We start from the raw sequence: 13,497 nt of genomic DNA, 5'->3' as shown, positions 1-13,497 counted from the left end.
AATAACAACAACTAACTATGTTTAACCACAATATATCTTTCACAAGAATAATAACGGCAGGATTGCTTATTGCAAGCTGCCATTCAACACCAGTTTTTGCTCAAAGCAAGAAAAGTACAACTACAGAGAATAAAGATCCGCAGCGATTTTTCTCAAAGCCTGATTTAATGCAGATTGGAGTATATTATTATCCAGAGCAATGGCCAAGAGAACAATGGGAGCGTGATTTAAAAAACATTAAAAAACTAGGTTTTGAGTTTACGCATTTTGCTGAATTTGCATGGACTTTTTTGGAGCCTGAAGAAGGAAAATATGATTTTAAATGGCTGGACGACGCATTGGCTATTGCCGAAAAACAAGGTTTGAAAGTAATCATGTGCACGCCAACGCCAACTCCGCCAGCATGGATGGGAGAAAAGTATCCTGAAATCTATCTGGTTGATGCAAGCGGACGAAGAAGAGAACACGGTAACAGAGCCAACCAGTCTGTGTCTAATGAAAAATATAGAGAATTTGTTGCTAAAATTGTTACTGAATTAGGAAAAAGATACGGTAATAACAAAAATGTAATTGGCTGGCAGGTTGATAACGAACCAGGAGCGCCAGACGATTTTAGTCCATCAGCACAAAAAGGATTTCAGAAATGGCTTAAAGCGAAATACGGGACAATCGAAAAATTAAATGCGGAGTGGGTAGCGAGTTTCTGGAGCATCAGATACAATAATTTTGAACAGATTGCGATTCCAAATGCAGAGATTTATTTTGAAGACAAACTAAGTCCGCATGCTATATTAGATTTCAAAAGATACACAGCAGATTCTCAAGCTGAGTATTTGAATTTGCAAGCTGAAATACTTAGAAAGCATATCGATCCAAAACAATGGATTACGACAAATTATACCAATGTGGTTTATGGTGCTGATCCAAGGAAAACAGATAAAATGGATTTTGCAACCTATACCATGTATCCTGTAAGCGGAAGAAATCAATTAGGTGGACAAAATTTCAGAATGGGACATCCTAATAAAATTTCGGAAGCCAATGATTATTACAGATCTATAAATGGCGTTACGGGCGTAATGGAAATGCAACCTGGACAAGTAAACTGGGCAAGCATTAATCCGCAGTTATTGCCAGGAACAGTTCACATGTGGATTTCTCAGGCTTTTGGAGGAGGCTGTTCTTTTACTTGTACGTACAGATATAGACATCCGCTAGGAAGCAGCGAAATGTATCACGATGGAATTGTTGGCACAGATGGAGTAACTTTGACAACAGGAGGAAAAGAGTTTGTACAATCTATTGAAGACATGAAATTGCTTCGTAAAGAATACAACCCAAAAGCAGTTATTCCGCAAGAAATTGCAAAGAGAAAAACAGGATTTTTGTGGAGTCACGAGAATCTTTGGGATTTAGAGAATCAGAAACAAACAGAATTTTGGAGTACTTGGAGACATAGAAATACCTATACTTCAGCAGTAAAATCAACGGGTGCGCCAATGGATTTTATTACAGAAGAAAGTGATTTTTCGGCTTATCCGTTTATTGTTGCTCCAGCGTATCAGTTAGTTGATCAAAAACTGGTAGACAAATGGACGAAATATGTTGAAAATGGCGGAAATTTAATCCTTTCATGCCGTACGGGACAAAAGGATAAAAACGGTCATTTTTTCGAAGCAAATTGGAGTGGACCAATTGTGCCTTTGATTGGAGCAGATGTTGAGTTTTTTGATATGTTGGTTGAAGATGTAAACGGAACTGTAACTGCAGGAAACAATACCTATAAGTGGAATGTTTGGGCAGATGTTTTAAATCCGAAACAAGGAACTGAAGTTTTAGCTTCTTATGCCGATCAATTTTACAAAGGCAAAGCAGCAGCGATTACAAGAAAACTTGGAAAAGGAACCGTTACCTACATTGGCGCTGAAAGTAAAGATGGAAATCTGGAAAGACAAGTGGTAAGAACGGTATACGAACGTGCAAAAGTTGCTATTCAAGATTTGCCAAAAGGGGTTTATGTAGAATGGCGCGATGGTTTTTATGTTGGTGTAAATTATACCAATGAAACGGTAAATCTGCCAATTCCAGCAGGAAGTAAAATATTAGTGGGAAAAAATCCATTAGAACCAGCGCAGGCCATTATTTGGAAATAAAAGTTTGCCACGAATTACACCAATTTACACGAATTATGAATTTTCCTACAAGGTTTTTAAAACCTTGCAGGATAATCTTAAAAGAGAAAAAATTCGTGTAAATTGGTGTAATTCATGGCTAAAAGAAAATATGAAACATTTTAATAGAATACAATGACTTTTTCAGAGACAGTTATTCAGGATTTAGTAAAAGAACATTACGGATTAAACGTAACCGTAAAAGCATTAAATGGATATGATGAATTGAACTTTCTTTTATCCGATGATAAAAATGAAAAGTACATCCTCAAAGTATCAAATGAGAGCCACTCGTTTCCGTTTTTAAAGGCGCAGGCTTCTATCTTGAGGCATCTTGGCAATAGTGCTATTTCAGATTGTTTTCAGCATTTTTGCCCAAATAAAATAGGAGAGGGACTGACTCAGATTATAAAAGATTCTCAAACCTATTATATTAGAATTCTAAACTTTTTGGAAGGCACTTTTTGGGTAGATGAAAAGGACAAAAACAGTGAACTGCATTATAACTTAGGTTCTTTCCTAGGAAAAATGGATAACGCTTTGGCTGATTTCTCTCATCCGGCAATGCATCGCAATTATACTTGGGATATTAGCCGTGCAAGCGAAGCAGGCGATAATTTAAAGTATATTCTAAATCACGAAAAAAGACGTATAGCGGGTTATTTTTTATTGCAGTTTGATACAGAAGTATTGCCGCAGTTGCACCGACTGAGACATGCTTACATTCATAATGATGCCAACGATTACAATGTTTTGGTAAAAGACAATCGTATAAGTGGCCTAATTGATTTTGGCGACATGGTATATACGGCTTTAATCAATAATTTGGCTATTGCCTGCGTGTATGCGATGCTTGATGAAGAAGATCCGTTGGCTGTAGCAGCAAAAATTGTTGAAGGATACCATAATTCGTATGCACTTACAGAACAGGAATTAGATCTTTTGTATTATCTCATTGCAGGAAGACTTTGCATCAGTGTGACACAATCTGCTTATAATGCATCATTGGATAGTAATAACGAACATCATTTTGTGACCGAAAAACCAGCTTGGGATTTGTTGTATAAATGGATAAAGATAAACCCAATTAAAGCACAAGATGCATTTAGAAAAGCATGCGGTTTTGACGGATTAATCAATTCTGATGATTACTCAGAGCTTCTTGAAGTTAGAAAAAAGAAAATAGGAAGAAATTTAAGTATTGGTTACAAAGACAAACTAAAAATTGTAAAAGGAGCTTTGCAATATTTGTATGATGACAAAGGAAGAACTTTTGTTGATTGTGTAAATAATCCTTCGCATGTGGGGCATTGTCATCCAGTTATAGTAAGAAAAATGCAGCATCAAATAGCAACTTTGAATACGAATACAAGATATTTAAATGATGCTATAACCGATTATGCAGAAAAACTAACAGCAACTTTACCCGAAAAACTAAGTGTTTGCTATTTTGTAAACTCTGGAAGCGAGGCCAATGATTTGGCTATTCGTATGAGCCGTCATTTTACCAAACAAAAAGATATTATCGTACTCGATCATGCTTATCACGGAACATCGACCGTAGCAATGGAAATGAGTCCGTATAAATTTGACAGCAAGGGAGGTTCTGGCCAAATGCCGTGGATTCATAAAGCAATTAATCCAGATTTGTATCGTGGTCCTTATAAATATGGAGATGCAGCAGCAGGAGAAAAGTATGCTGAAGATGTACAGCGAATTATCGAAAACTTAAAGAAAGAAGATAAAGCGCCAGCAGTTTTTATCTGTGAAACTTTATTGGGAGTTGGAGGTCAGATTCCGTTGCCAGAGAATTATTTAAAAACAGTTTACGACTACGTTCGCGCAGCAGGAGGAGTTTGTATTGCAGATGAAGTTCAGGTTGGTTTTGGAAGAATTGGAGATCATTTCTGGGGCTTCGAATTGCAAGATGTAGTTCCCGATATTGTTGTTTTAGGAAAACCAATAGGTAACGGGCATCCGCTTGCAGCTGTAATTGTAACCGAAGAGATTGCAGAAGCTTTTAATAATGGCTTGGAATACTTCAACACTTTTGGAGGCAATCCTGTTTCTATGGCCACAGGATTGGCTGTTTTAGAGGTAATCCAGCAGGAAGAAATGCAGCAGCATGCTTTGGAAACGGGTAATTATCTGATGAACGGACTAAAAGGTTTAATGGCTAAATATCCTATTATCAGTGATGTTCGAGGACATGGTTTGTTTATTGGAGCAGAAATGGTAAAAGATAGAACTACTATGGAGCCAGCCATTCCTGAAATTGATATTGTAGTCGAAAAATTGAAAGCCAAAGGTTATTTATTAAGCACAGACGGACCTTTGCATAATGTTCTAAAAATAAAACCGCCAATGCCATTTAATAAACAAAATGCTGATGAAATGGTTGAGTTATTAGACATTGCATTAAGCGAATTATAGATTTTTTTTAACACATAGAAACATAGTTTTTTATTTTGTGAGAAAGACGTTTCACTTAGCATGAATGCACATAGCTATGTGTTAAGAAACGAGTTTCTTTTTTATTACCTTTTTTAAAGATAAAATCTATGTTTCTATGTGTTAAAACACTATTAAATATTAAATAAAAATGAATAATAATATCCTTCCAAAGATTTCTGCTAAACTTGAAGGTTTAGAAAAGGAATTAGAGGGCAAATTATTTTACGATCATACCATGCGTCTGCTTTACGCAACAGATGCAAGCGCTTACAAAGAAATGCCTTTGGCCGTAGCTGTTCCGAAATCGAAAGAAGATATTCAAAAAATTATTGCTTTTGCAAAAGAAAACAACAGCAGTATTATTCCTCGTGCGGCTGGAACTTCACTGGCTGGGCAAGTGGTTGGAAACGGAATTGTGGTTGATATTTCGCAAGAGTTTACCAAAATTATTTCGGTAAATCAGGAAGAAAAGTCGGCTTGGGTTGAACCTGGCGTTATTCGCGATGAATTGAATCTTCATTTAAAACCATATAAACTTTTTTTTGGACCAGAAACTTCTACCAGCAATCGCTGTATGATTGGCGGAATGGTTGGAAATAATGCCTGCGGAGCAAGATCTGTTGTGTATGGATCAACCCGCGAACATGTACTCGAAATAAAAGGTTTTCTGGCAGATGGAAATGAAGTTGTTTTTGGTTCTTTGACCAATGCCGAATTTGAGGATAAATGTAACGGAATTAATGTTGTAAGCGAACTGGAACAAGCAGTTTATCAGCAAGCTAAAGAGATATTATCGTCTGATTATAACCGAAATTTATTTGACGCCAATTTTCCTAAGAAATCAATTCCGAGAAGAAATACAGGATATGCGCTAGATTTATTGGCAGACAGCAGTCCGTTTGGTGATTATGCTGAAAAGTTCAATTTCTGTAAACTGATTGCAGGCTCCGAAGGAACATTGTTTTTTTCTACAGCAATCAAACTAAATCTAGTTGATGCCTTAAAACCGTATTCGGCTTTGGTTTGTGTGCATTTTGAAAGTATTCATGAATCATTAAAAGCCAATATTGAAGCATTGAAGTTTAACCCAGATAGTGTTGAATTAATTGACCATTATATTCTGGAATGCACCAAAGAAAATATTGAGCAAAGCAAGAATCGTTTTTTTGTAAAAGGCGATCCTCAAGCTATTTTGGCGGTCGAATTTTTGAGAGATTCACAAGAAGAAATAGACAGTATTGCCAGAGAAATGGAAGCTTTAATGCGTTCGGAAAATCTTGGATATCATTTCCCAATTGTTTATGGTGAAGATACTAATAAAGTCTGGGCATTAAGAAAAGCAGGTTTAGGCTTATTATCTAATATTCCGGGAGATGCCAAAGCAGTTGCCGTAATTGAAGACACAGCGGTCGATGTAAATGATTTGCCTGATTTTATTGAAGATTTTAATGCAATCCTGAAAGAGAGAAATCTAAACTGTGTGCATTATGCGCATGCCGCTACAGGTGAATTGCATTTGCGCCCCATTATAGATTTAAAAACTCATGAAGGAACGGCACTTTTTAGAACTATTGCAACCGATATTGCCCATTTGGTTAAAAAATACAAAGGCTCGTTAAGTGGAGAACATGGAGATGGAAGACTTCGCGGAGAGTTTATTCCGCTAATGTTGGGAGATGAAATTTATCAATTATTTGTCCAGGTGAAAAAGGTTTGGGATCCGTGGGGAGTTTTTAATCCGGGAAAAATCGTGAATACGCCTCCTATGGATACAAGTCTGCGTTACACGGCAGGACAAGATACGCCGATGCCTGAAACGTATTTCGATTTCTCAGAACATAACGGAATCCTTCGCGCGGCAGAAATGTGCAACGGATCTGGCGATTGCAGAAAAACAGAGAAAAGCGGCGGTACAATGTGTCCAAGTTATATGGCGACCCGAGACGAAAAGCATACGACAAGAGCGCGTGCCAATATGCTGAGAGAAACCATTACAAATTCTACAAAAACAAACCGATTTGATGATGAAAATCTGTTGGAGGTCTTGGATTTATGTTTAAGCTGTAAAGGCTGTAAGTCAGAATGTCCTTCGAATGTGGATATGGCAAAACTGAAAGCCGAAACATTACAGCAGTATCATGATAAAAACGGGGTGAAATTTAGATCTAAATTGATCGGAAATACGCCAAAGTTGAACCAGTTGTTTGCTTCAGTTCCGTGGCTATATAATGTGTCTACAAAAGGAATTCTCGGAAATTGGATTAAAAAAAGCACTGGTTTTGCCGTAGAAAGGCAATTGCCTTTAATGCATAAAATTACTTTTGCCAAATGGATAAAAAGCTATAGCCAAATAGGTGATTTTAGAAACGGAAATGTGCATTTGTATAATGACGAGTTTCTTAACTATTATGATGTAGAAATAGGACAGACGGCTGTCAAACTTTTAAATAGATTAGGTTATAAAGTTTTAGTTCCTAAAATTGGAATCAGCGGAAGAACATATCTCTCAAAAGGAATGTTGAAAGAGGCGCGAGAAATTGCTGAACAGAATATCAAAGATTTTGAGAATGCGATTCCAAATGATGGTCTTTTGATCGGAATTGAACCTTCGGCAATACTTTCATTTCGTGACGAATATCCTGATTTGTGCCGTGGAGATTTAAAAGAAAAAGCAAAAAGAATTGCAGGTAAAACTTTTCTAATAGAAGAATTTCTAGCCCAAGAATTGGATGCAGGAAGAATTGCATGCGATAGTTTTACAGACGAAACAGAAAGAGTGCGAATGCATGGACACTGTTTTCAAAAAAGTTTATCGTCTTTAGTTCCGCTTAAAAAGATACTTTCGCTGCCTAAGAATTACACCGTTTTAAATATTCCAAGCGGTTGCTGCGGAATGGCAGGTTCATTTGGTTATGAAAAAGAGCATTATGATATTTCGATGAAAATTGGAGAATTGGTTTTGTTTCCTACAATTAGGGCAGAAGAAGCCATTACTTTAATCGCTGCGCCTGGAACAAGCTGCAGGCATCAAATTGCTGATGGAACAGGACGCAAAGCATTGCATCCTGTGGAGATATTATTTAAGGCTTTGAAGTAAAGATTGGTTTATTATCATTCCAATATTCTGTAGAGGCGCACTGCAGTGCGTCTCCCATACAGTTTTCCTCAAAAATTTTATGTTGCAGATATACTGGACGTAGACGCACTGCGGTGCGTCTCTACAGATATGCTTTGTTTTAAAAATATATTTTGATTTTTTTTGAATTCAAAATGCGGAAATTATTATCGTTCCAATATTCTGTAGAGGCGCACTGCAGTGTGTCTCACGCATGTTTGTCCTCAAAGATTTTCCTGATGCAGATATACCGGGTGTAGACGTACTGCAGTGCGTCTCTACAGACGACATAATCAGTAGGGCTTCGAAGGATATTTATCTTTCAAAGGGATAACAATGCCATTTCTAGAAATTTTGCATTCGGCATTGGAATTTTTATGCACTTTAAACGTAAGGATTATATCTCCTGATGAAGCAGATTCATTCAGTTTCCTAAAAGCATTTAAAATTTCAAAAGGAGATAACTCATATTGAATATTGTATTCCTTTTTATTTATCCAATAGATATAAAAAATTTGGGGGATATTTCGAGAAACAGCAATATTAGCGTCTTCTGAGCTATAGATTTTTTCGTTTGTAAAAGAATACGCGTAAACGCTTTTGAGGGCATCTTGTTCTTCCATTTCAATTTTAACTGACCATTTATACTGATTTTGAAGCAAATCAGCATAATCGGTTATGTTTTGAATACTCTCATAACGATTGTATTTTTCGCCTAAAGATTCTTCATAAACCAGCATATCCAAATTTCCTTCAGTTTCTTTAGCAATAAATCGTTCTAAAAGTATAGGTTCTCTATTTTGTTTTTCGTTTGGGATGATTTTTAAAAGGATTTTGCCTAGAGGTTGTATTTCTAAAATTAAAATAGGAACAGTCTCTTTTTCCTTGATCAAATTTTTCATTTTCTCATAAGAAAGTTGAGTTTTAAGCTGATAAAATTTGCGTTCGTCTATAGAGAAATATTTTATATTGAGAGAATCGGGTAAAAGTTCTTTTTGCCAGATTTTGAATAAAACAGAATTCTCACTTTTGACACTGGTTACGCGTTTTGAATCAGAATCAATATCACTTTTAGAATGGTTGAAATTACTATAAAAAGTGGCGTCTATGATTTGAATGGTATTTGAGTTTTTTGCTGTTGGATTTTCTGAAGTACTATGAATTTCAGCATTCCAAAACATTTTGTCTTGTTCTTTGTTTTTAAATCGTGTTGCAAAATAAAGGATAATTAAAGCAACCAAAACTATAGCCAAGATGATGTTGATAGTATCAAGTTTTATGTTTTTCATGATCGTTCAATTAATGCTGATACGCTTTTCCTAGAGCTGCAAAATAAGAGAATATTATAAATGTAATTATAGAAACAACAGCGAGAAATATGCAAAAGTATCTAAACTCTTTTTTATATGGCATATCGTCAAAAAGGATCGAAATTAGAATTGAAATTGCTGGAACTGTAAAGCAGAATAAGGGCAGAAGCGAGCCTCGATAGGCAGAAGAACTTGAAATTAAATTCATGTAATCCATGTAATTATACAGCACTATTTCTATACAAAACAATAAGATAACCGTAATAAAAGGATTGTTTCTCATCTATAAATGATATTTGGATTTTTAAATATAATAAATGTTACTTTCTATTCTGATTAATTTGCGTAAGGATTTTACCTTTCCAAAACAGTGGTTTATTTGGGTTTTCAGGATGTTCAAAAATAAGGTCAAATTTTGCTTTTAGAATTCCATTATTCCATAAAATCTTGTCAATTTTAATGTCACCTTTTTTACAAACATAAATCTGTTTTTTTGCTGAACCCGAAATGCTGTTTAACTCGATTTCAGGTATACATTTGTTTTTTATAATTTTCAGAATCAAACTGCTATGAGTTGCTGCATTATTATCGGTAGAACAATACAGGGTATCTCTGCCGATTTTTTTAACGGTAATAAAATTTGTTCCCGACCATTCATAACTGTTGGTTTTAGATTTAATCGAGTGAAATAGGTGAGTGGTATCTACCAGCTGATAAAATCTTGCCAAAGAGTCTTTAAAAATTCTGCCATTTTCATCTTTCATTCTGTCGGTTTCTGGCGGACAAAATCCATCGCAACTTAATTGACCAAAATCATTACGGTAAACTCCTTCAGGATAATCCCAGTTTTTTGTGAATGAAAAATCACCAGATACATTTTCCTGCCAATTAATTTTAATTTCTAAATTTTCATTCTTTTCAATGGCTGAATTGCCAGAGAAAAAGAAGATTATCAAGAAAGCAGATATAAAAAACTTTAGCATTGGATTTAATTATTCTGATTTTATAAATGTGAGATACTTTTCACCGCATTGCGTAAAATGGACATATTCGTTCATTGAATTTCCATAATTCTGAATTTGTATTTTATCGGTATCATATATTCCGCCGATTTTTCCAAAAGCCAAATAAACGGTATCATCTTCATTTTGTTTTCCAAGTTTACCTTTTGAAATAATTTTATTCTTATCGAAAATTAGGAAAAAATATTCGTCTTTTTTCTTTTCGATTTTAATTTTAAACCTCGAGTTTTCGCAAGATGTCAAAACATAAACTCCGGCAATTTCTTGACTGTTATTGGAGTATGAAACCAAAGAGTGCTGTTTTTGGAAAGCACTGATAAAAATGAAAAAGCTCGAAAGCGTACCAAGGATAAAGTTTTTGTAAATCATGATTATGAGGTAAAATCGTAAACGGATACTACAAATTTGAAAATAAAAGATGTACAGATTTATACTAATATAAATTCGTTGTAAATCTCTTGAGATTTGCAGTACTCTTTTTTTAATATGCATTAATTCGGAGAAAATCATTTATACTGAAATAAAAAAAATATATCGAGAGTATAGCATTCAAGACATTGAAATAAAAAATTATATATTCGTACTACAAATTTAGATCTTAGTAAAGAGCCAATTTCCAATCGCATTTGAGAAGGTTTAAAATGTAATTTGTAAAACTGTTATTTCCTATATGAACAAAATACGGACCTTAATAATAGAAGACGAACCAGCAATTAAAAAAGAACTGCAATGGTTAGTCTCACAAGAAGATTCCTTAAAACTTGAAGCAATGGCAGGTTCGGTAAAGGAATCATTGCAAATCTTGAAAACTACAGAAATCGATTTGATTTTGATGGATATTCAGCTTACAGATGGTACTGCTTTCGATATATTGAATCAAATAGAAAATACTACTTTTCAAATCATTTTTATTACCGCTTACAATCATTTTGCAATAAAAGCCATTAAATATGGCGCGCTAGATTATCTTTTAAAGCCAATTGATAATGATGAATTTGTAGCTGCGATACAAAAAATAAAAAAAGTAAAACAGACTGATTATCTGAATCAGATTAACCTTTTGAAAGAATATAGTTCAAGAACGATCGATATGAGCTCCAGAATTTGCATCACATCTTTAGATTGTATGCAGATTGTTCGTCTCAACGACATTGTATATCTGTCTGGCGAAGGTTCTTATACGCAAATTCATTTGGAAAATAAGAAAGTAGTAACGGCTTCTAAACCCTTAAAGTATTACGAAGATATTCTGCCTGAGGACTTTTTCATAAAAACCCATCAGTCTTATATTGTCAACAAAGATTTTATTGATAAGTATATGAAAACAGGGATTATAGTTATGAAAAACAACGCCGAAATTCCTGTGGCAACTCGTAGAAAAGAGTTTGTTATAAATCATTTAAATCCTTTGAGATAATGAAGAAAGCATTACTTTTTTTACTGCTAATTGCCATTTCCTGTCAGCATAAATCTAAAAAAGTTTCGATTCATCCAGAAAAAATGCTGGAATCATTGCAGGTAATCAGCGATAGTTTAGATCAAAATCCAGAAGCCGATAAATTGGCTTTTTGGTCAAACAAACTCAAAGAAAAAGATTTCTCAAAAACTGGTTCTGCTTTAGCGTTCATACATTACAATCTGGCTAAGAATCTGGTAAAAAAAGACATTGATAGTGCCAAACAGCATATCAATTTTGCTTTAGGTATTGTAGAAAAAGAAAAAGAATTCAATGCACTGAAATTTACCATTTATAATGGAGCAGGTTTAATTTCAGAACTTGAAGGAAAGTTTTATCAGTCGGTTTATTATTTTAATAAATCTGCGGCAATCATTATGAATGATGATTCGCTAAAGTGCAAACCAATGGCAAAAGTCATCTGTTTGCTAAATGCGGCTCAGGACAATAATAAAATCAGCCAATACCAAAAATCGATTGAACAGAATCAGCTTGCCTTAAAAATTTTAAAAGGATTGCCTGAGGATAAGTACAAGTATAATTTCAGGGCTTATTCGCAACTGTTTACGGCTTGTGAAGAAAGCAATATTTATAAGCCAGATTCGCTTCTTTTTTACATTAAAAAACTCAAACAGATTTCGGTAAAAACCAATGAACCAATGCAGGTTAGATTTACCAATGAGCATATGGCACATTATTATTTGCTAAACAATCAGTATGATAAGGCGATACATCATTACAATTTGGTAAAAGAATATGATGAGGAAGGTTTGTCAGCAGATCCTGAAAGTCCTGTTATGATTAAAAATCTGTATACGACTATTGCTAATCTAATTGATTTGTATGTTCAAACCAAACATTTTACTGAAGCAGAAAACTTAATTAAACATGCTGATAAGATTGAAAACCAGCATTTGCAATTGCTGTCTTATTACGAAAAGTGTCTGAATAAGAAAGCCAAAATGCATTATCATTTTGCGAAAGGAAACAAAGAGAAAGCTCTGGAAGAAGCAGATGAGATATTGGCGCTTAAAGATAATATCCTTAGAAATTCGGGTATTCAGGCCACAGAAGAAATGGCAACTATTTATGAGCTGCAGGCCAAAGACAGGTCTATTCATGGATTAAATAAGACGATTGATAATACTGAGAATCGTCTTGAGCGAAATCAATTATTATTGCTTGTCGTTGGTTTATTGTCGTTGTTAGCAATCTCATGGATATTTGTGCTATATTTTTTCCAAAGACAGAAAAGGCAAAAGCAGGAGAAAGAGAAAATTTTGCTGCAACAGCAATTGTTGAGAACGCAAATGGAACCTCATTTTATTTTCAATACATTGTCTGCATTGCAAAGTTTTATCAGATTTGATGAAAAAGAAAAATCAATAAAATATTTAAGCCAGTTTAGCCGATTGTTGAGAAGCAGTTTAGAATTGAGCCGTAAAAATTATGTGCCTCTTGATCAGGAGATCGAAGCGATTGAAAATTATCTGAGTTTACAGCAGATGCGTTTTGAATATGCGTTTGCTTACAACATAATAGTACCTGATATGGATACTTCGGCTTTATTGATTCCTCCAATGCTGATTCAGCCATTTGTAGAAAATGCCATTATTCATGGTATTGGAAATCTTTCTGATAAAGGATTGATAACTCTGGAAATCGACGTGCAAGAGAATCAGATTGTGGTAAAAATTGCAGATAACGGAAAAGGCTTTCAAGATAAATCAAATGTAGATTCTGATCATCAGTCATTATCGGGTACTATAGCCCGAGAACGTTTGGAGATTTTGGCGAGAGAAAATAAAATTAAGACCAATATAGAAATATCCTCAAACGAACAGGGAACTATAGTTTTACTGACACTTCCTCTTAAAAACTAAAAACTTCAGTACGGATTTATAAAAAATCTTTACGAATATTCAATTGCAGCATACGGATTTATATCGGTCGAATTCTGTATGCTTAT

9 protein-coding genes are annotated in these 13,497 nt (G+C 34.7%); 5 read left to right on the top strand and 4 right to left on the bottom strand.

Annotated elements, in window-relative coordinates; all coding sequences use genetic code 11:
• Positions 1-17 precede the first annotated feature (17 nt).
• The 3 genes from DM397_RS14405 (at position 18) to DM397_RS14395 (ending at position 7,722) form a co-directional block, all read left to right on the top strand.
• Entirely contained in the window at positions 18-2,153 is a 2,136-nt protein-coding gene (locus DM397_RS14405; protein WP_111378198.1) for a beta-galactosidase, read from the top strand.
• Positions 2,154-2,306: 153 nt separating this feature from the next.
• A complete protein-coding gene (locus tag DM397_RS14400) occupies positions 2,307-4,604 on the top strand; it encodes an aminotransferase class III-fold pyridoxal phosphate-dependent enzyme (protein ID WP_111378197.1) in 2,298 nt (765 codons plus the stop codon).
• Between the two features lie 169 nt (positions 4,605-4,773).
• Positions 4,774-7,722, top strand: coding sequence for an FAD-binding and (Fe-S)-binding domain-containing protein (locus DM397_RS14395; RefSeq protein ID WP_111378196.1), 2,949 nt, complete (start codon positions 4,774-4,776; stop codon positions 7,720-7,722).
• 311 nt (positions 7,723-8,033) lie between these two features.
• Here DM397_RS14395 and DM397_RS14390 read toward each other — a convergent pair whose 3' ends face one another.
• Genes DM397_RS14390 through DM397_RS14375 form a run of 4 tightly spaced genes read right to left on the bottom strand, consistent with a single transcriptional unit; the run spans position 8,034 to position 10,441 of the window.
• Positions 8,034-9,029: a hypothetical protein gene (locus DM397_RS14390; RefSeq protein WP_111378195.1), complete on the bottom strand. Its 996-nt coding sequence runs from the start codon at positions 9,027-9,029 to the stop codon at positions 8,034-8,036.
• A gap of 10 nt (positions 9,030-9,039) precedes the next feature.
• Positions 9,040-9,333: a hypothetical protein gene (locus DM397_RS14385; RefSeq protein ID WP_142479063.1), complete on the bottom strand. Its 294-nt coding sequence runs from the start codon at positions 9,331-9,333 to the stop codon at positions 9,040-9,042.
• Positions 9,334-9,370: 37 nt separating this feature from the next.
• The gene (locus DM397_RS14380) at positions 9,371-10,033 is read right to left on the bottom strand and encodes a hypothetical protein (RefSeq protein ID WP_111378193.1); all 663 of its coding nucleotides are present in this window, start codon (positions 10,031-10,033) and stop codon (positions 9,371-9,373) included.
• A 9-nt stretch (positions 10,034-10,042) separates the two neighbouring features.
• Positions 10,043-10,441, bottom strand: a complete 399-nt coding sequence (locus tag DM397_RS14375; RefSeq protein ID WP_111378192.1) for a hypothetical protein — start codon at positions 10,439-10,441, stop codon at positions 10,043-10,045.
• Positions 10,442-10,742: 301 nt separating this feature from the next.
• On the opposite strand from DM397_RS14375, the gene DM397_RS14370 reads away from it, so the two are divergent.
• Positions 10,743-11,489, top strand: a complete 747-nt coding sequence (locus tag DM397_RS14370; RefSeq protein WP_111378191.1) for a LytR/AlgR family response regulator transcription factor — start codon at positions 10,743-10,745, stop codon at positions 11,487-11,489.
• A complete protein-coding gene (locus tag DM397_RS14365) occupies positions 11,489-13,411 on the top strand; it encodes a tetratricopeptide repeat-containing sensor histidine kinase (protein WP_111378190.1) in 1,923 nt (640 codons plus the stop codon). The genes DM397_RS14370 and DM397_RS14365 overlap by 1 nt, the downstream gene beginning before the upstream one ends.
• The last annotated feature ends 86 nt before the right edge of the window (positions 13,412-13,497 follow it).

This window comes from Flavobacterium nitrogenifigens (assembly GCF_003254565.1).
In the GTDB taxonomy this organism is placed as follows: Bacteria; Bacteroidota; Bacteroidia; order Flavobacteriales; family Flavobacteriaceae; genus Flavobacterium; species Flavobacterium nitrogenifigens.
The sequence above is the reverse complement of the archived record's forward strand: the minus strand, read 5'-3'. Positions and strand labels throughout refer to the sequence as shown.

Coding starts and splice junctions, on each gene's coding strand:
- DM397_RS14395 (WP_111378196.1), top strand. CDS start 4,774: ATGAATAATAATATCCTTCCAAAGATTTCTGCTAAACTTGAAGGTTTA.
- DM397_RS14400 (WP_111378197.1), top strand. CDS start 2,307: ATGACTTTTTCAGAGACAGTTATTCAGGATTTAGTAAAAGAACATTAC.
- DM397_RS14385 (WP_142479063.1), bottom strand. CDS start 9,333: ATGAGAAACAATCCTTTTATTACGGTTATCTTATTGTTTTGTATAGAA.
- DM397_RS14390 (WP_111378195.1), bottom strand. CDS start 9,029: ATGAAAAACATAAAACTTGATACTATCAACATCATCTTGGCTATAGTT.
- DM397_RS14365 (WP_111378190.1), top strand. CDS start 11,489: ATGAAGAAAGCATTACTTTTTTTACTGCTAATTGCCATTTCCTGTCAG.
- DM397_RS14375 (WP_111378192.1), bottom strand. CDS start 10,441: ATGATTTACAAAAACTTTATCCTTGGTACGCTTTCGAGCTTTTTCATT.
- DM397_RS14405 (WP_111378198.1), top strand. CDS start 18: ATGTTTAACCACAATATATCTTTCACAAGAATAATAACGGCAGGATTG.
- DM397_RS14380 (WP_111378193.1), bottom strand. CDS start 10,033: ATGCTAAAGTTTTTTATATCTGCTTTCTTGATAATCTTCTTTTTCTCT.
- DM397_RS14370 (WP_111378191.1), top strand. CDS start 10,743: ATGAACAAAATACGGACCTTAATAATAGAAGACGAACCAGCAATTAAA.